The sequence below is a fragment of the Methylophaga sp. F-2 genome, from assembly GCF_056859315.1.
Map to the genome: position 1 here is coordinate 170180 of NZ_JBSXOF010000016.1, position 17464 is coordinate 187643.

20 protein-coding genes are annotated in these 17464 nt (G+C 44.6%); 3 read left to right on the forward strand and 17 right to left on the reverse strand.

From position 1 onward, the window contains the following. Positions 1 to 30: 30 nt before the first annotated feature. From AC13DA_RS05075 to dapC, 9 genes are all read right to left on the reverse strand, one after another. Complete coding sequence (locus AC13DA_RS05075) at positions 31 to 795, reverse strand: metal ABC transporter permease (protein ID WP_284451836.1); 765 nt, start codon at positions 793 to 795, stop codon at positions 31 to 33. Next, complete coding sequence (locus AC13DA_RS05080; RefSeq protein ID WP_284451835.1) at positions 792 to 1685, reverse strand: metal ABC transporter substrate-binding protein; 894 nt, start codon at positions 1683 to 1685, stop codon at positions 792 to 794. The genes AC13DA_RS05075 and AC13DA_RS05080 overlap by 4 nt, the downstream gene beginning before the upstream one ends. A gap of 9 nt (positions 1686 to 1694) precedes the next feature. After that, positions 1695 to 3062: an outer membrane beta-barrel protein gene (locus AC13DA_RS05085; RefSeq protein WP_284451834.1), complete on the reverse strand. Its 1368-nt coding sequence runs from the start codon at positions 3060 to 3062 to the stop codon at positions 1695 to 1697. 91 nt (positions 3063 to 3153) lie between these two features. Next, positions 3154 to 3444: a hypothetical protein gene (locus AC13DA_RS05090; protein WP_284451833.1), complete on the reverse strand. Its 291-nt coding sequence runs from the start codon at positions 3442 to 3444 to the stop codon at positions 3154 to 3156. A gap of 10 nt (positions 3445 to 3454) precedes the next feature. Further along, the gene (gene dapE / locus AC13DA_RS05095; protein ID WP_007145881.1) at positions 3455 to 4585 is read right to left on the reverse strand and encodes a succinyl-diaminopimelate desuccinylase; all 1131 of its coding nucleotides are present in this window, start codon (positions 4583 to 4585) and stop codon (positions 3455 to 3457) included. A 20-nt stretch (positions 4586 to 4605) separates the two neighbouring features. Further along, the gene (locus AC13DA_RS05100) at positions 4606 to 5046 is read right to left on the reverse strand and encodes a hypothetical protein (protein ID WP_284451832.1); all 441 of its coding nucleotides are present in this window, start codon (positions 5044 to 5046) and stop codon (positions 4606 to 4608) included. A 49-nt stretch (positions 5047 to 5095) separates the two neighbouring features. Further along, positions 5096 to 5437 (reverse strand): ArsC family reductase, encoded by a 342-nt coding sequence (locus tag AC13DA_RS05105; protein WP_348530014.1) that lies wholly within the window; start codon positions 5435 to 5437, stop codon positions 5096 to 5098. Positions 5438 to 5522: 85 nt separating this feature from the next. After that, entirely contained in the window at positions 5523 to 6344 is an 822-nt protein-coding gene (gene dapD / locus AC13DA_RS05110) for a 2,3,4,5-tetrahydropyridine-2,6-dicarboxylate N-succinyltransferase (RefSeq protein WP_007145878.1), read from the reverse strand. 23 nt (positions 6345 to 6367) lie between these two features. Further along, the gene (gene dapC, locus AC13DA_RS05115) at positions 6368 to 7561 is read right to left on the reverse strand and encodes a succinyldiaminopimelate transaminase (RefSeq protein WP_284451831.1); all 1194 of its coding nucleotides are present in this window, start codon (positions 7559 to 7561) and stop codon (positions 6368 to 6370) included. 72 nt (positions 7562 to 7633) lie between these two features. On the opposite strand from dapC, the gene AC13DA_RS05120 reads away from it, so the two are divergent. Then, the gene (locus AC13DA_RS05120; RefSeq protein WP_284451830.1) at positions 7634 to 8515 is read left to right on the forward strand and encodes a DMT family transporter; all 882 of its coding nucleotides are present in this window, start codon (positions 7634 to 7636) and stop codon (positions 8513 to 8515) included. A 74-nt stretch (positions 8516 to 8589) separates the two neighbouring features. Further along, entirely contained in the window at positions 8590 to 8985 is a 396-nt protein-coding gene (locus AC13DA_RS05125) for a VOC family protein (protein ID WP_284451829.1), read from the forward strand. Between the two features lie 250 nt (positions 8986 to 9235). Here AC13DA_RS05125 and ttcA read toward each other — a convergent pair whose 3' ends face one another. The 3 genes from ttcA to mobA are packed head-to-tail and all read right to left on the reverse strand — an operon-like array spanning position 9236 to position 12488. Then, positions 9236 to 10114: a tRNA 2-thiocytidine(32) synthetase TtcA gene (ttcA, locus tag AC13DA_RS05130; protein ID WP_284451828.1), complete on the reverse strand. Its 879-nt coding sequence runs from the start codon at positions 10112 to 10114 to the stop codon at positions 9236 to 9238. After that, complete coding sequence (moeA, locus tag AC13DA_RS05135) at positions 10111 to 11370, reverse strand: molybdopterin molybdotransferase MoeA (protein ID WP_284451827.1); 1260 nt, start codon at positions 11368 to 11370, stop codon at positions 10111 to 10113. The genes ttcA and moeA overlap by 4 nt, the downstream gene beginning before the upstream one ends. A 2-nt stretch (positions 11371 to 11372) precedes the next feature. Further along, a complete protein-coding gene (mobA, locus tag AC13DA_RS05140; RefSeq protein ID WP_284451826.1) occupies positions 11373 to 12488 on the reverse strand; it encodes a molybdenum cofactor guanylyltransferase MobA in 1116 nt (371 codons plus the stop codon). 38 nt (positions 12489 to 12526) lie between these two features. Between mobA and AC13DA_RS05145 the strand changes: the two genes are divergently transcribed. Beyond that, complete coding sequence (locus AC13DA_RS05145) at positions 12527 to 13171, forward strand: retropepsin-like aspartic protease family protein (RefSeq protein WP_007145871.1); 645 nt, start codon at positions 12527 to 12529, stop codon at positions 13169 to 13171. Positions 13172 to 13224: 53 nt separating this feature from the next. Here AC13DA_RS05145 and folE2 read toward each other — a convergent pair whose 3' ends face one another. The 5 genes from folE2 to AC13DA_RS05170 are packed head-to-tail and all read right to left on the reverse strand — an operon-like array spanning position 13225 to position 17440. Next, positions 13225 to 14037 (reverse strand): GTP cyclohydrolase FolE2, encoded by an 813-nt coding sequence (gene folE2, locus AC13DA_RS05150; RefSeq protein WP_007145870.1) that lies wholly within the window; start codon positions 14035 to 14037, stop codon positions 13225 to 13227. Next, positions 14038 to 14421, reverse strand: a complete 384-nt coding sequence (gene queD, locus AC13DA_RS05155) for a 6-carboxytetrahydropterin synthase QueD (RefSeq protein WP_040576268.1) — start codon at positions 14419 to 14421, stop codon at positions 14038 to 14040. 44 nt (positions 14422 to 14465) lie between these two features. Further along, a complete protein-coding gene (gene dxs / locus AC13DA_RS05160; protein WP_284451825.1) occupies positions 14466 to 16289 on the reverse strand; it encodes a 1-deoxy-D-xylulose-5-phosphate synthase in 1824 nt (607 codons plus the stop codon). Between the two features lie 12 nt (positions 16290 to 16301). Continuing rightward, complete coding sequence (gene ispA, locus AC13DA_RS05165; protein WP_284451881.1) at positions 16302 to 17168, reverse strand: (2E,6E)-farnesyl diphosphate synthase; 867 nt, start codon at positions 17166 to 17168, stop codon at positions 16302 to 16304. A 26-nt stretch (positions 17169 to 17194) separates the two neighbouring features. Then, a complete protein-coding gene (locus tag AC13DA_RS05170) occupies positions 17195 to 17440 on the reverse strand; it encodes an exodeoxyribonuclease VII small subunit (protein WP_284451824.1) in 246 nt (81 codons plus the stop codon). Positions 17441 to 17464: the final 24 nt, after the last annotated feature.

Sequence of the window (17464 nt, forward strand, 5' to 3'; positions counted from 1 at the left end):
CGGTAAATGTATTCACATAATCTACCAAATTTATCGCTGCTTTAGCCATTGCAGCATAAAACGGCTTATTACGACTAACACAAATAATGTCCAAACGGTCATAGCACCCATGGGTACATCAAGTAATAACGCCAAGATCAGGCCAAAGAAATAACCCAGAAAGCCTATGCCATAACCAAGCAACAGCTTATGACGGGTTTTCTCAAATCCACGGCTGGCTAAAGCAGGCAAGATTAAACTGGCAAAGACTAAATACACACCGACTAACTGCACCGAAGCGGTCACAGTGAGTGAAAACACAATATAAAAAAGCCAGCTACGCTGTGATTGCATGGTGAACCAGATCAATAACAACGCGGCGTAGAGTAAACCTACCCATAACAGATGAGACGGTGTCACCCACAAAATCTGCCCCACTAATAAATCATGCAGTAATTCATCACTATGTGGAGCATGGCTCACCAGCAAAATTCCACCACTGGCGGCCAGAATAAATAGTAAACCAATTAACGCCTCCACAATATGTGGATAACGTTTTTCTAACCAAAGTACGAGAACCGAGGCGGAAAGGGCACTGGCTGCGGCACTCACTTGTAACCAGGGACCATGCATATCACCAATAAAAATGGTGGCAGCCATCACCCCAAGTGCCGCCATTTGCGCAATGGCGAGATCAATAAAAATAATGCCCCGTTTCAATACTTCCTGACCGAGAGGCACATGTGTTGTCAGAACTAACATGCCTGCCACGAGGGCAGGCAATATTAGCGACCAATCAAGATTGATCAGGTTCATTTAGCGCCATCCAGTAATAAGTTGATGGTGTCATCATAAAGCTTAAACAAGTTATTACTGTTGTTATCACCACCCACGGTGAATGGCAGTACCACTTTTTTTATGCCTGTTTTATCCACCAACCAATCAGTGGCTCTTGGTGACTGATAAGCGGCCAGAATCACCATTTTTGCCGGTGTTTGTTTTAGCTTTTCAACTACTGATTGCAACTGTTTTACCGTTGGCGGTACAGCAGGTTTTGCCTCCAGCACAGCCACTTCGTTCAGACCTAACCATTTGGTCAGGTAAATCCAGTTTTTATGCTGCACAACAATGGGCACACCTTTCAGTGGAGCCGCTTTTTCCTGCCATTGTTTCATGGCTGTTTGCCAGCGCTGCTGGAAATCTTGCCAGCGTTGTTCATAATTGCTGGCATGTTCAGGATCACGTTGTTTTAGCCTTTCAGCCAGCGCTTCAGCCACCTTAAAAATATTGTCCGGGCTGGTTTGAATATGCGGATTACCAGCTGCATGCACATGCCCTTGACTACGATCAACTGTGACAGGTTTTTCCAGTAAACGGACATAATCGGCCGCCATGAAATAGCCTTCAGCACCAATCTGGATATTGGGATTACCGGCCTTACGTTGGAGTAATGGCAACCAACCCACTTCTAATTCAGCGCCAGTGCAAACTAATAAATCCGTTTTACGGGCTTTGGCAATCAGACTTGGACGTGCTTGAATATAGTGCGGATCCTGTAAACCACTGGTTGCACTGAACACCGAAACATCATCGCCCCCTAACTCTTCAGTCAGTGATGCCCACTCAGGTTCACAAGCAAACACCGACAGTTGAGCCCAGCTAGGTGAGCTCAATAAAACTAAAACAGTGAAAATAAGTGTTTTCATCATAAACTCCTAGTATTGGTGCGCGCCGTGAGCACCCAGGCTGACGGTATATTGCAGAATCATTTGCCAATCATCATCGCTGTACGATTGATCATGATTAATTTGCGCGCGAATACGGCTAAACTCACTCGGTAAGTATTCCACCATGGCACTGGTACGTTGTGGATGGCTTCTGCCACCTTCAAGCCCTGCATCTGCCAGCAACTCATCATCCGATGCACGATGTTTACTGCCCAGCCAGTCATAACGCAGACCAGAACGCCATTGTGGATTGAATTGATAAACACCTTCCAGATAACCGCCGTATTGTTTGCCATCGTAATTAGCAAATTCATCACTGCCATGACTGATATTGCCGTCGTCATGCAGATACATAAATTCACCGATCAAGGTCAGATTTTCCTGACGGAAATTACCATTAGGTGCCCATTTGTAGACCAGAGAGAGGTTGGTGATATCTGTGTCTCCATTGAATAGTGCTGAACTTTCCTCTTCATCACCATGACTGTGTCCGCTACTGTATGAGCGATCATCCGGGCTTGAACGCCAGTGTGAAATGCCTGCTTGCCAGCTGCTTTCTATACCAATATCACTACCGGTTTTGGCATAGACCAGCCAATCACCAATACCACTATGATCGCCACTGCCAGGGTAACTATCACCATTACCGACACTGGTACCGACTTCAAACATATAATCAGTTGGTAATAGATAGGAGAGTTTTACCCCGTCAGTAGAAAGCTGATTACCAAATAAACCCCGGTAAATCAGTGGTGCATCAGCAAAATTCCAGGCATGAGCATGACGTTCGTTCAAATAACCAATAGGGGCAAAATAACGACCCGCTCGGACAGTTAAGCCATTGCCTAAACCTAAGGTTTCGATGAAGGCTTCTTCGACTTCCAGCTCAGTTTCATCATCATGATCGTGAACGGCTAAGGTGGCCTGACCATAAAACAGTTGATCGATATTTGAGCTGACTGTTAGCTCACTCTCACCGAGAGAGAAACCTTCTGAATCCAGCCCACCTTCACCTTGAACATTAAAGCCGTCTAATGCGTAATCATCCGCGTGGTTTTGATATTGATTAAATGAGCCATTTAACACCATGCTGATCGCTGGGTTAAAGGTATTACTACTGTTGGCTGATGCAACGGGAGCCGGAGATTCTGGCGCTGTTGCTACTTCATCAGCAACAGCCTGGGTAGTGGCTTCTGCTTCAGATAAACGTTGCTCAAGTTGTTGAATACGTTGCTCATAATCGGCACGCATTTTTGCGATTTCTTGTTTCAAATCATCAATATCGCCGGCGAACGCAGGTGATATCGGGCTCAGTGCAGCTGTCATCAGCAGCACAAGCAGTTTTTTGCTTTTCATAAACTTTCCTCATAGCCATAAGCTATAGCTACAGTTCAATCTGTAAACGACGGATCTGTAGTGTGATTAAAAATAGATTAAGTTGGAGAGATTATGAAAAAATGGGTGGGGCGCGGATAAGATAGGATTGACGCTGCGCGAATGGCAGAGTGGTTACAGCAGAGTCTACTTCGAGACTAATAACGGCTTGTTGCAGATAAATGCTGACATCGGCAGCTACATCGGCAAGTGGGAAATGACCAATCGCATTGAGGCGCTCACATTGCGCTTCCGCTTTATGGAAAGGATGTTCAGCATCATGCCAGACAGCAAACGACTGCAATAGCAGCACAATCGCTGCTAACACATAGATGTAGTGTCGTTTGTAATGTCTTTGATACAAGGGAAATCGCCTAGCTAACCAGCAAATAAGTCAGCAGAGTCTCATAAATTTCAGACAAGGTGTCAAGATCTGCTGTAGAAACACACTCATCAATTTGGTGGATGGTGGCATTTAATGGCCCGAGTTCGATGACTTGAGTGCCTGTCGGTGCAATAAAGCGCCCATCAGAAGTACCACCCGAGGTGGAAAGTGTTGTCTGGTAGCCTGTCACATCAAAAATAGCACGCTGAACGGCTTCTAATAACTGTCCGCTAGCTGTCCGAAATGGCTGGCCAGATAGCTCCCAGTTCAATTCATAATTGAGTTCGTGTTTATCTAAAATGGCGTGCACGCGCTGTTTTAATTCGTCGTGAGTGACTTCTGTTGAATAACGGAAATTAAAGACCACTTCAGCCGTGCCAGGGATGACATTGGTGGCACCTGTGCCAGAGTTCAGATTAGATACCTGAAAGCTGGTAGGTGGAAAGTCTTCGTTACCTTGATCCCACTCAATTTCACATAATTCAGTGAGGGCAGGGCTTAACAAGTGAATCGGGTTTTTCGCCAGGTGCGGATAGGCAATATGGCCTTGTTTACCTTTTACGCTGAGACGACCATTAAGCGATCCACGACGACCATTTTTGACGATATCACCGACTTTTTCTGTACTGGATGGTTCGCCAACCAAGCACCAGTCGATATGTTCGCCACGGCTTTGTAATGTTTCGACGACTTTAACAGTCCCGTTGATGGCCGGACCTTCCTCATCACTGGTAATCAAAAACGCAATGCTACCCTCATGGTCCGGATGTTTTTCTACAAAACGCTCACACGCAGTGATGAATGCAGCAATACTGCCTTTCATGTCGGCTGTACCACGGCCATACATCATGCCATCAATGATATTCGCTGAAAAAGGTGGATGGCTCCAATTTTCAAGTGGGCCAGTTGGCACCACATCAGTATGACCAGCAAAGGCAATGACCGGGCCTTTATTACCGCGTCTTAACCACAGGTTATCGACATCATCAAAACACATATGTTCTGCATGAAAACCAGAAGGTGCCAGACGATCAGCTATCATGATCTGACAGCCTTTATCTTCAGGTGTGACGCTGTCGCGACGAATTAATTCTTGGGTCAGTTGTATGGTTTCGGACATGAAAAGTTCTTGTTGTGAAGTTATAAATGGGTACCGACGGTGAATAACAATCCTGCACCACCTAGCATAATGATATCTGCGCCATATTTGCCATTATCATAACCGATACCAGGGATGATCGCTGGCCCGATACCTAAGTTATTCAGGGGGATTTTATCTTTATAGTCGCCACGGTAGCCGTGGATAAAACCTGCTGTCAGTTTGGTATGGAAACCTTCAAATTTGCCATGGTAGTTCCAACTGGTACCAGTGTAGATATATTGAGAAAACTGACCAAAGGAGTTATCAAACAAGGCAAGACCGTATAGCCAGTCATTAGATTTAACGCCTTCAATTGAAGTAAATATTTTTGAGCCGGTATAGTCATCACTATCGGTGTAATGCATATAAGTGCCACCCTGCAGATAATAATGATCAAAAAAATCATCTTGATGTTTTGCATCATCTGCAAAACCTGCCATTGGGGCACACAGCAATAACAGGGCAAAAATGTTATTGCGAACACTTAATTTAAATAAATTGTTGATACACATCATCATTAAACCCCACTATGGTTGTTGAATTGCTCACTGCAACTGGTCGCTTAATCAGAGTCGGGTTTTCCAGCATTAGTTCTACAGCGGTGTTTTCATCCAGACTCTCTTTACGAGGATCATCAAGCTTGCGCCAGGTTGTTCCTCGTTTATTCAATAAGGTCTCCCAATCAACGGATTGAAGCCATTGTCTGATGGTGTTTTCATCCAGACCTTGCTGGCGAAAATCGTGAAACTGATAATCAATAGAGTGTGAATCAAGCCAACGCTTGGCTTTTTTGACTGTATCGCAGTTTTTTATACCGTAGAGAATCATCATTGCTTACCTGTTATCAGGCCATAAACAAAAGGGGATGAGTCACTCATGCGTCTCATCCCCTTCATTTTACTTATCTACGCGGATATTAGATATCACGTAATAATTCGTTGATACCAACTTTGCCACGTGTTTTTTCATCAACTTGTTTGACGATAACCGCACAGTACAAGCTGTATGAGCCATCTTTAGACGGTAGATTACCTGAAACCACGACTGAACCTGCAGGGATGCGACCGTAGGTGATTTCACCTGTCAGACGGTTGAAGATTTTTGTGCTCTGGCCAATGTAAACACCCATTGAAATGACTGAGCCTTCTTCGACTATTACGCCTTCAACTACTTCAGAACGTGCACCGATGAAACAGTTGTCTTCAATAATGGTTGGACCAGCTTGTAAAGGTTCTAATACACCACCGATACCAACACCACCAGAAAGGTGAACATTTTTACCGATTTGAGCACAGCTACCTACGGTTGCCCAGGTATCGACCATGGTGCCAGAATCGACGTATGCACCGATATTGACATAAGAAGGCATCAATACAACGCCTGGGGCGATATAAGAGCCACGACGAACGGCTGCTGGTGGCACAACACGGACACCGGCTTTATTGAAATCATCTTCATTAAAGCTGGCAAATTTAGGATCCACTTTATCGAAATAGTTGGTTTCTGCACCAGGCATGATTTTGTTGTCATTCAGACGGAATGATAATAAAACCGCTTTTTTAAGCCATTGGTTGACGACCCAGTCACCATTTTGTTTTTCAGCAACACGAGCAGTGCCGTTATCCAGCATCGCTAATGCTTCATTGACCGCATTTCTGACATCACTGTCAGCATTGGCAGGATTAATATCAGCGCGACGTTCAAACGCCTCTTCAATAATTTGTTGAATATCACTCATTGGTGTCTACTCCATTGATTTAATTATAAACTTTCAATAAGGCTGCGAATACGATGTGCAGCTTCAATACATTCTTCCAGTGGGGCAACCAAAGCCATACGAATATGGTTGGAACCAGGGTTGCCTGCAGTGGTATCACGGCCCAGATAGGTGCCTGGTAAAACGGTGACATTTTGTTGTTCGAATAACTGTCTGGCAAATGCGGTATCAGCAATCGGCGTTTCAGCCCAGAGGTAGAAGCCCGCTTGTGGCATCGATACTGACATCACTGGTGATAATATTTCTAATACCGCATTGAATTTTTCCAGATAAAGCTCACGATTGTGGACAACATGATCTTCGTCATTCCAGGCGGTAATGGATGCAGCCTGAGTAGCTGGTGGCATTGAACAGCCATGGTAGGTACGGTAACGCAGAAACTGTTTCAGAATATCCGCATCACCAGCGACAAAACCACTTCGCAGTCCTGGCGCATTGGAACGCTTCGATAAGCTATGAAAAACCACACAACGACTCATATCGGTATAGCCTGCTGCGTAGGCCGCTTCCAATAAACCGACAGGGGGATTGGTTTCATCCGGATAGATTTCGGAATAACATTCATCAGCCGCAATCACAAAATCATATTGATGCGCCAGCTCAATTAAACGCGTTAACGTTGCCTGATCAATAACAGCACCCGTTGGGTTACCAGGACTGCAAATATAGATCAACTGACAGCGCTGCCAGACATCTTCACTAATGGCATCAAAATCGGGAATAAAGTCATTTTGGGCAGAGCAATTCATATAATAAGGCTCTGCGCCAGCCAAAATCGCTGCACCTTCGTAGATCTGATAAAACGGGTTAGGCATTAATACCAATGGGTCTTTATCACGATCAATAACCGCCTGAGCAAAGGCAAATAAGGCTTCACGCGTGCCATTGACCGGCAGCACTTGTGTCATGGCATTGATATGACCGTCTAACTTGAATCGAGTATCAAGCCAAGTGGAAATAGCATGACGCAGTTCATTACTACCCGCGGTGGTGGGGTAGGTCGACAATCCATGCAGATGTGCGATCACGGCTTCAGTAATAAAACCTGGCGTTGGATGTTTTGGTTCACCAATCGATAGAGCAATATGTGCTTTATCTTCCGGTGGCACGCAGCCTTGTTTAAGTTGTGCCAGCTTCTCGAAAGGGTAAGGGTGAAGTTTTGCCAGTTCTGGATTCATAATTCCAAACGATGAGTGAAAAAATCAGACCATTATAACGGGTTGAAGCAATCTCGTGTTATAAGGTGAGCCATGACAAATAGCAATAACAAACAATTTAATCTGGCTGTGCTCGGCATCTTATTTTCCTCAACCATGTGGGGATTGATTTGGTATCCGATGCGAATACTCGAACAACAAGGGCTCCCCGTCGTTTGGTCAACATTGCTGATGTATTTAGCGGCGGCAATCGTAGCCAGTGTGATGTTGTTTAAACAGATAAAAAATTTTGCCGGACATTGGCCGCTTAGTTTGTGGGCCTTAGCTATTGCAGCGGGCGTCACCAATATTGCCTTTTTAGTGGCTCTTACTCAGGGCGAGGTGATGCGGGTCATGTTGCTGTTCTATTTATCACCTTTATGGTCAGTACTGTTGAGTCGCTGGTGGTTAGGCGAAAAAATTTCCCGACTGTCTATGTTGATGATCATTGTGGCGATGTCGGGCACGATGATTATGTTATGGCACCCAGAAATTGGCATGCCCTGGCCCAACGATATGGCAGATTGGTTAGCGCTGTTTGCAGGGTTTATGTTTTCAGTAAATAACGTGTTAAGTCGTAAGCTTGCTGATGTGGCTATGGAAGTCAAAACGACGATAGTGTACTGGGGTGTCGTTATGGTGGCAGGGCTTGTATTGGTTCTGCAGCAATCAAGTGTTCCTGATATCAGTCTTAATCTATGGGTTGCGGTGATGGTTTTTGGTGGCTTATGTTTTACTGCTATGACAGTAGCAGTATTGTATGGCCTAGCAAGGATGCCCGTGTTTCGTTCAGCTATTTTGATGTTATCTGAACTTGTCGTCGCTGCCATCTCTGCCTGGTGGTTGACCAATGAACAAATGAGCCAGACTGAATGGTTAGGTGGTGCGCTTATTTTTATCGCCGCTTATGGTATGGCTAAGCAAGGTAAAGCCTGAACAATACTTGGGAGCATGGATTGCTTCACGTTAGAATGTTAGCAGGGCTTAGATGTTATTTATCCAGGTGAAATATGATCAAATCGATAGCACATGCCAGTTTTCTGGTGAAAGACTTAGATGTTTCTTTACGTTTTTACTGCGATGTATTGCAGTTACCACTTAATCCCAACAGACCTGAGTTTGCATACGATGGTGCCTGGCTGGATATTGCCGATACCGGACAAATGATACATCTGATGGTATTACCAAATCCGGACTCAACAGAAGGCCGTCCAGCTCATGGTGGACGTGATCGCCATCTGGCACTTGTCGTAGACGATTTAGAAGCCTTAGGTGAACGCCTGGAGAATGCGGGGTATGAATTTTCTCGAAGCAAGTCGGGCAGAGCTGCGTTTTTCTGTCGTGATCCGGATGGTAATGCTCTGGAATTTGCTGAAGATTTTACGCCCAAGCCAATCACAAAATAAGGACTTAGAGAAGCGATCAATGACTTACAGAGTTACTCACATTTTCTGTGGATAACTCTGTGATTAACTTCTGTGAAAATCGCTAAGTCATTCTTACGTAACAAGGCTGACGGTTTTGGTTAAAAAATGACCATTTTATTAAAGCTATATATATCAATGCTTTACGATAGAATGAATCAGATTCAATGACTTAGCGATGATACTTGTATTGGTTTTGTAATACTTCTCATAACTGGTGATAAGTCTGTGGCTATCTTGCCAGTGCAGGCTGTTGAATATCATCCTGGAAGCGATCTTCTTCTCCGGTTGGTTCCTGTCTAAACTGCTCAAGATCGGTGAAGTTAAATAAATCAAGATCGCCCATTTGTGATGGCGAAATATTCTGAATACTGCGGAAAATATTTTCCAATCTGCCCGGAAACTGTTTTTCCCAGCCTTGCAACATGGCTTTGATAGCCTGACGTTGCAGATTTTCCTGCGAGCCACATAAATTGCAGGGAATAATGGGAAACTTCATGGCTTCTGCATAACGGGCAATATCAGACTCTTGCGCATAGGCTAAGGGTCTTATCACAATATTGGTTTTATCATCACTTAATAATTTCGGCGGCATCGCTTTTATTTTGCTGCCATAAAACATATTCAGAAACAGCGTTTCAATAATGTCATCACGGTGATGGCCTAATGCTATTTTGGTGATGCCATTTTGTCGTGCGTAACCATATAAAGAGCCACGGCGCAGACGTGAGCAGATGCTGCAGGTGGTTTTACCCTCTGGCACCACTTCTTTAACGATGCTGTATGTGTCTTTTTCAATGATATGGAATGGCACACCAATTGATGACAAATATTCGGGTAATACATGCTCAGGGAAGCCCGGCTGCTTTTGATCGAGATTAACAGCGATAAGATCAAACTTAATCGGCGCATGGTCTCTCAGATTAATCAAAATATCGAGCATGGTATAACTGTCTTTACCACCAGATAAACAGACCATCACTTTATCGCCGTCCTGAATCATATTGTAATCGGCAATTGCCTGACCGACGTTGCGACGTAAGCGTTTACGCAGTTTATTAAACTCGCGTTGTTGTTTGACCAAAGTGTGTTCGGTTGTGGATTCTGTCATACCAGACCTGCAAAGGGTTGAACGTTAACAAGACTGCCGGCACTAAGTCCGTCACAGTTTTCTTCAAGTAAAATAAAACAATTCGCCATACTCATTGAGCGAAGGATACCCGATCCTTGTGCCCCGGTTGTGCTGACTCTGAGTTGGCCTTCATTGTTTCTGAATAAAATGCCGCGCTGAAATTCAAAGCGACCAGCACGTTTTTTAATTACATTATCGCATGGTACTTTGAATATGATGGGATCGGAGTCAGTTTCACCTGCCAGACGTTTTAACGCAGGTTGTACAAATTGGTAGAAAGTGACCATTACTGACACCGGATTACCGGGCAAACCAAAAAACATCGCTTCGCCTATTTGGCCAAAGGCTAGAGGGCGTCCTGGACGCATCGCAATTTTCCAGAAATTGACTTCACCTAATTCTGCCAACATATCTTTGACATAATCAGCATCACCTACGGACACACCGCCAGAGGAAATGATGACATCCGCATCTGTCGCCGCTTGCTGTAAAGCAATTCTTAATGCGGATCTGTTATCTGGAATGACCCCCATATCAATGACATCAATATTGAGCTGACTGAGCATGCCATAGAGGGTGTAACGATTGCTGTCGTAGATTTGTCCATCAGCCAGGTGTTCACCAAGGCCACATAATTCATCGCCAGTAGAAAAAAAAGCGACACGAAGAGGCCGGTAAGTGACGACTTCTGCGATGCCAAGCGATGCCAGTAGACCTAAATCGGCCGCTGTTAATCTTCGTCCAGCAGGTAGAACCGTATCACCGCTGTCAATATCTTCTCCGGCAAGTCTGACATTTTGTCCCGCTTTTAGGTCAGTGTGGACGGTGACCATATCTTCATTTGGTTGCACCTGTTCCTGCATCACCACCGTGTCACAGTCATCAGGAATTTTTGCGCCAGTCATAATACGAATACATTGCCCGGTTTCGACCCGACCTTGGTAAGGTTTCCCTGCAAAAGCCACACCGATATTAGTGAGTGAAAAGGGGGCATTTTTAATGTCAGCACTGCGTAAGGCATAACCGTCCATGGCTGAATTATTATAGGGAGGCACCTGACGGGGAGACACAACACTTTGGTGTAGGATCTGGCCCAAAGCCTGTCTTAAGGATACTTTCTGCCAGCTCGATATCGGTGATAATAAATCATGAATTCGCTGACTAGCCTGTTTAACAGTCAGATTATTGTGATCAACATCATCAGCACAACTGGGCTGCGGGGTAAATTCGGCCATATTTAGCTGTTCCATGAAAAAATAAACTGTTCAATAAACTCGACCATGGCGGGGATATTATTGATATCTAATACCAAAGGCATGTCAGCATGACTATCGGTTTTATCAGAGGCGATTGCAATGATATGCGGATCCTCCTTGAACAAAGTCGGTGGACCCAGTTCCGCACGGTTTAATTCTATTTTGGGGAAATTTTCGTGTTTGAATCCCTCGACAAGAATGAGATCGATATTACTGGTATCGAGGCGTTGGATTAATGGCTGTAATTGAGGTTCAATGAGCTCATCGTGATGTTTTCTCATTAGCGCCATCATTTTTGCTGAGGCAATAATGATTTCCTCGGCACCTGCCTCACGGATTTGATAGCTGTCCTTGCCCGGTTTATCGATATCAAAATTGTGATGTGCATGTTTTATCACGGCGACATGTATATCTTTATTTTTCAGCGCAGGAATGAGTTTTGTGAGTAATGTTGTTTTACCTGTTCCACTAAATGCAGCAAAGCCAAGGACCGGTATAGCTGAACGTATCTTTGGTTTTATTTGTAAGTCATCAGCCGTATTGATATTGATAAAACAGTCAGCCTGATCAGAAAAGTCCACTTCAACAACCTTATGCTGGAATAACCAGTCACGGGTTTTGCGCTGACCAGAGGCTAAAAAGTCAGTTAATGATGATTGTAAGCGTCGAGGAATTAATGAAAATACGGGTTGTAATCGAGTGCCATCATGAGCTACCGCAATATCACTTCCAGTCGTTAACAAAGCTTCCAGTAAACGCTGTCGCAGTTGAGGGCTGATAACAGGATTATCACAAGGCACTGTCAGCAGATAGTCAGAATCGATTTGCTCCATCACAGCCAGGATACCGGCGAGAGGACCCTGAAAATTATCAAGTCCATCCCTGATGACGGGGTAAGAAAATGATCGATATTCTTCAATATGTTGATTTGCACTGATATAAAAATCATCAACTTGCGGTAATATGGCACTAATGACGTGGCTAGCCATCGAGCGACCCTGATAGGGGAGCAAACCTTTGTCCTGACCACCCATCCGGCGGGATTGGCCGCCAGCCAGCAGTACACCAGATACTGTAATAGGGGAGAATGCACTCATGATGGTGTTAGTGGTAAACCTGATTAAAAAGAAACGTTATGGCTAAAGTCATATTAATGTGGCTTATTATACTGTTAATTAGCAGTCGAGCAGAGGCTGTCGTTGTTAACATTATGGTGGTTGGCCTGTTTAAAGACAAAGCTGTGGTTGAAGTAGATGGTCAGCAGCATTTTTTAAATGTCGGAGAAACCAGCCCAGAGGGCCTGAAGTTAATTGCTGCTAACAGTAATAGCGCAACGTTTGAAATCAATGGCGAAAAACAGATCTTTCCATTGGGCGATCGGATTAATAGCAATTACATAGAAGCCGAGAAAAAAACAGCAGTGACGTTGTGGCCGACCAATGGTATGTATACTGCTACCGGTAATATCAATGGTTATACGATAAGTTTCTTAGTCGATACCGGCGCCAGCACCATCGCTATGAATGCCGCGACGGCATCCCGCCTTGGTATTGATTATCTTCGCGGTCAGCAAGTTGGCATAAGAACGGCATCAGGCAGTAGTGTCGGATATAAGGTGAAGCTGGATTATGTGCAACTTGAACAGATAAAGCTACACAATGTCGATGCTGTGGTTTTGGATGGTGAAGAACCTTCAGTGACGCTACTGGGCATGTCTTTTCTTGGCCAACTGGATATTCAACATAATGGTGAGCGTCTCGATTTAAGACAAAAATATTGAGCATAAAAAAGCCCGGTTTAACCGGGCTTTTTTTATTTGTGATTGATGATGTATCAATCAAAACCTTTGGTAATCAATGCGTATGCAGAATGGTTATGAATAGATTCGAAGTTTTCTGATTCGACTGTGTAAGCGGTGATACGAGAATCATCATTTAATCTGGCTGCAATGTCACGCACCATATCTTCAACAAATTTTGGATTATCGTACGCACGTTCGGTGACGAATTTTTCATCCGGACGTTTTAATAAACCAAAGATTTCGCAAGAGGCTTCTTTTTCTACCAGATCGATTAAATCTTCAATCCAGACAAAGCTATCAACACGAACAGTCAAAGTGACGTGTGAACGTTGGTTATGCGCGCCATAGTCAGAGATATTCTTTGAACATGGGCACAAGCTCGTCACAGGAACGACGACCTTAACCGTCATCATGGTTTTAGTACCAGTGATTTCACCGATAAAGGTGACGTCATAATCCATTAGACTTTTCACTTTTGAAACAGGTGCTTCCTTATTCACAAAATAAGGGAAGTTCATTTCAATATAGCCTGATTCCGCGTCAAGACGCTCAGTCATTTGACCCAGCATTTCACGGAAAGATTTAACAGTGATCTCACGTTCATGCTGATTCAAAATCTCAACAAAACGAGACATATGTGTGCCTTTAAACTGATGAGGCAGGTTCACATACATATTAAAGTTAGCAATGGTGTGCTGTTCACCGGTGGTACGGTCACTGACTTTGACCGGGTGTTTAATATCTTTAATACCGACTTTATCAATAGCGATTTTACGCTGGTCGGCAATATTCTGTACGTCTTCGATTTCGTCTTTGATCTCAGTGCTAGCTGGGGTTGTGCTCATTCAATTGTCCTCGCTGTATTTAACGCAAGCGCGATCTGTTTCCCACAAGGTGACACCGGAAACTTTAGCGATATCATTATTTAACGTATCACTGAGCTTTTGGTAAAAAAATCTGGCAATATTTTCAGCCGTTGGATTAATGGTATCGAATGGTGGGATGTCATTCAGATAACGGTGGTCCAGCGTTTTAGCCAACTCGCGAGTAGCTGTTTTAATGGTTTTGAAGTCCATACCCATGCCATGTTCATTTAGATCAATAGCAGTGACTTCGACTTCCAGCTTCCAGTTGTGACCATGCATACGACGGCAATCACCTGGATAATCTCTTAAGGTGTGTGCCGAGGCAAAATCGGCCAGAATTTTCAGGGTATACGTTGCGCTCATAATGTTGACTATTATACTCAGGAATCGTTCACGAAGACAGCGTATTATGCCGTAAAGTGCTGATTAATGGTATGCAAAATACCTGCAGCATCCAGACCACATCCACTTAACATGCTGCTATGAACGCCATGCTCGATAAATGTATCGGGCAATCCCATTAATTTTATGGCGACAGGATGATTTATTTCTCTTAAATATTCATTTACTGCGCTACCTGCGCCACCCATCACAGCATTTTCTTCAATGGTGATGATTAAATCGTGCGAGTTAGCAATGTGATTGATGATGTCCGTATCTAGGGGTTTGACAAAGCGCATATTCACCACCGTGGCATTGATTTGTTCTGCGGCTTGTTCAGCTGCAGTGACCATGCTGCCAAAGGCCAGAATCGCGACCTTTTTACCTTGACGTTTTAATTGGGCTTTTCCTATTTCTAATGAAGTTAAAGCTGGCTCAACAGGGGTGCCATTGCCACTGCCCCGCGGATAACGCACTGCTGCCGGTCCGTTATAACGGAAACCGGTGGTTAACATTTGCCGACATTCATTTTCATCAGCCGGTGCCATGATGATCATATTAGGAATGCAGCGCAGGAAGCTTAAATCAAAGCTACCCGCATGTGTCGGACCATCAGCGCCAACCAAGCCGGCACGATCAATCGCAAACAGCACATTCAGATTCTGAATAGCGACATCATGAATCAGTTGGTCATAGGCTCTTTGTAAGAAGGTCGAGTAAATTGCGACAACCGGTTTTTTGCCATCACAGGCCAAGCCTGCTGCTAAGGTCACAGAATGTTGTTCAGCGATGCCGACATCAAAATAACGCTCAGGAAAGTCTTCAGCAAAGCGGTTCAACCCCGAGCCTTCACACATGGCAGGTGTGATGCCGAATAAGTCCGGATCCAGACGAGCCATATCGCATAACCAACGACCAAACACTTGGGTATACGTCGGGCCAGAAGATTTACTATTGGCCGGACTGACACCATGATATTTGCAGGGGTGTAATTCGGCAGGCTCATAGCCTTTGCCTTTTTTGGTGACGATATGAAGAAATTGCGGACCCTTACGTTTTTTCAAATTGGTCATAGTCGCAATGAGCGTATCGATATCGTGACCATCAATCGGGCCAATATAATTAAAGCCCATTTCTTCGAATAGGGTACCTGGGATCATCATGCCTTTAACATGCTCTTCAGCGCGTTTAGCAATTTCCCAGGCGGGTGGAATTTTTTCCAGTACACGCTTGCTGCCTTCACGAGCACTGGCATAGAAGCTACCCGATAATAATTTAGCGAGATAATTCGCCATGCCGCCGACATTTTTTGAAATCGACATTTCATTATCATTGAGAATGACTAATAAATTCGCGCTCAAGTCACCGGCATGTGCCAGCGCCTCAAATGCCTGTCCAGCGGTGAGGGCGCCATCACCAATAATGGCGACAGCATGTCGTGGATCATTGTTGGCTTGTGCAGCGAGTGCCATACCAAGGGCGGCACTGATGGAGGTACTCGAATGACCCACACCAAAAGTGTCATATTCACTCTCACTGCGTTTAGGAAAACCTGATAAACCACCGGGCTGACGCATAGTATTCATCTGATCCCGGCGACCGGTGAGGATTTTATGAACATAGCTTTGGTGACCCACATCCCAGACTAAGCGATCAGTGGGGGTATCAAACACATAATGCAAAGCGATAGTGAGTTCGATGACACCTAGGTTGGATGAAATATGCCCACCGGTTTGTTGCACACTATCGATAATGAGTGTTCTCAACTCTTCTGCCAGCTGAGGCAACTGTTTTTTGTCCAGTTGACGCAGATCTTCTGGGCTGTTGATATGAGTGAGTATAGTATCCATTCTGTCGATTTCTTAATGTGAGCGTTTCACAACAAACTGAGCTAATTCGGCCAGCACTTCTGTATTAAATGGGCACTCATCAAGGTGAGTCAGTGCTTTTTCAATCAGAGCAACCGCTTTTTGTTGTGCTTTTTCAAGACCTAGTAAAGCAGGATATGTGGGTTTATTCAATGCAATATCGGCACCTTGGGTCTTTCCAAGTGTTTCAGTGTCAGTGATGACATCCAGCACATCATCCTGAACCTGAAACGCTAGTCCAATGCAGTCTGCATAACGATCAAGATGTTCCAGTGTCACTTCATCATAGTGTTCGGCAGCGAGTGCACCGAGCACAACACTGGCACGGATGAGAGCGCCAGTTTTTAATTTATGCATTGCCTGTAGGGCATCGATATCCAGTTTTTTGCCAACAGATTCCAGATCAATGGCCTGACCGCCTGCCATACCTGCTGCACCAGAAGCCTGAGTCAGTGTTTTGACCATGCGACTTTGTTGTTTCTCGGTCAGAATATCATCGCACAAGGTTTCGAAAGCCAGCGTTTGTAAGGCATCACCAACTAAAAGTGCAGTCGCATCATCATAGGCTTTGTGGCAGGTCGGACGACCTCTGCGCAGATCATCATCATCCATGATTGGCATATCATCATGCACAAGTGAGTAGGCGTGAATCATTTCTACTGCCGCCGCCGCGACATCCATAGCAGATTGTTTTGCACCTAATGCCTGACCAGTGGCATAGACGAGCAGGGCGCGTAAGCGTTTGCCGCCACCTAATGTGGCATAGCGCATCGCTTCAAATAAACGCGCTGAACCTGGCTTTTGTGCCTGTTGAAGACGTTTTTCCAGAACAAATTCGATTTGAGACTGGTGTTTTAACATCCAGTCTTGCAGAGGAAACTTTACGTTCACGCGTCACCAGTTTCCGGATCAAAATCTACCATATTGCTTTGGCCAGATTGTTGTAACAGCATTTGCACTTTTTGTTCTGCCGCTTGTAATGATTCCTGGCAATCACGTGTGAGTAATACGCCACGTTCATAAAGTTTGAGTGATTCTTCCAGACTGATATCGCCTTGTTCCAGGCGTTCAACTAATGCTTCCAGCTCTTTAACTGCAGCTTCATAATCCAGTTTTTTTTGTTTCGCTGCCATTCTTGCCTCTGACCGAAATAATTT

What these genes read in the sequence shown, in the direction of transcription:
- AC13DA_RS05075 (WP_284451836.1), bottom strand. Translation starts at nt 795, where the DNA reads ATGAACCTGATCAATCTTGATTGGTCGCTAATATTGCCTGCCCTCGTG.
- AC13DA_RS05080 (WP_284451835.1), bottom strand. Translation starts at nt 1,685, where the DNA reads ATGAAAACACTTATTTTCACTGTTTTAGTTTTATTGAGCTCACCTAGC.
- AC13DA_RS05085 (WP_284451834.1), bottom strand. Translation starts at nt 3,062, where the DNA reads ATGAAAAGCAAAAAACTGCTTGTGCTGCTGATGACAGCTGCACTGAGC.
- dapE (WP_007145881.1), bottom strand. Translation starts at nt 4,585, where the DNA reads ATGTCCGAAACCATACAACTGACCCAAGAATTAATTCGTCGCGACAGC.
- AC13DA_RS05100 (WP_284451832.1), bottom strand. Translation starts at nt 5,046, where the DNA reads ATGGCAGGTTTTGCAGATGATGCAAAACATCAAGATGATTTTTTTGAT.
- AC13DA_RS05105 (WP_348530014.1), bottom strand. Translation starts at nt 5,437, where the DNA reads ATGATGATTCTCTACGGTATAAAAAACTGCGATACAGTCAAAAAAGCC.
- dapD (WP_007145878.1), bottom strand. Translation starts at nt 6,344, where the DNA reads ATGAGTGATATTCAACAAATTATTGAAGAGGCGTTTGAACGTCGCGCT.
- dapC (WP_284451831.1), bottom strand. Translation starts at nt 7,561, where the DNA reads ATGAATCCAGAACTGGCAAAACTTCACCCTTACCCTTTCGAGAAGCTG.
- AC13DA_RS05120 (WP_284451830.1), top strand. Translation starts at nt 7,634, where the DNA reads ATGACAAATAGCAATAACAAACAATTTAATCTGGCTGTGCTCGGCATC.
- AC13DA_RS05125 (WP_284451829.1), top strand. Translation starts at nt 8,590, where the DNA reads ATGATCAAATCGATAGCACATGCCAGTTTTCTGGTGAAAGACTTAGAT.
- ttcA (WP_284451828.1), bottom strand. Translation starts at nt 10,114, where the DNA reads ATGACAGAATCCACAACCGAACACACTTTGGTCAAACAACAACGCGAG.
- moeA (WP_284451827.1), bottom strand. Translation starts at nt 11,370, where the DNA reads ATGGCCGAATTTACCCCGCAGCCCAGTTGTGCTGATGATGTTGATCAC.
- mobA (WP_284451826.1), bottom strand. Translation starts at nt 12,488, where the DNA reads ATGAGTGCATTCTCCCCTATTACAGTATCTGGTGTACTGCTGGCTGGC.
- AC13DA_RS05145 (WP_007145871.1), top strand. Translation starts at nt 12,527, where the DNA reads ATGGCTAAAGTCATATTAATGTGGCTTATTATACTGTTAATTAGCAGT.
- folE2 (WP_007145870.1), bottom strand. Translation starts at nt 14,037, where the DNA reads ATGAGCACAACCCCAGCTAGCACTGAGATCAAAGACGAAATCGAAGAC.
- queD (WP_040576268.1), bottom strand. Translation starts at nt 14,421, where the DNA reads ATGAGCGCAACGTATACCCTGAAAATTCTGGCCGATTTTGCCTCGGCA.
- dxs (WP_284451825.1), bottom strand. Translation starts at nt 16,289, where the DNA reads ATGGATACTATACTCACTCATATCAACAGCCCAGAAGATCTGCGTCAA.
- ispA (WP_284451881.1), bottom strand. Translation starts at nt 17,168, where the DNA reads ATGTTAAAACACCAGTCTCAAATCGAATTTGTTCTGGAAAAACGTCTT.
- AC13DA_RS05170 (WP_284451824.1), bottom strand. Translation starts at nt 17,440, where the DNA reads ATGGCAGCGAAACAAAAAAAACTGGATTATGAAGCTGCAGTTAAAGAG.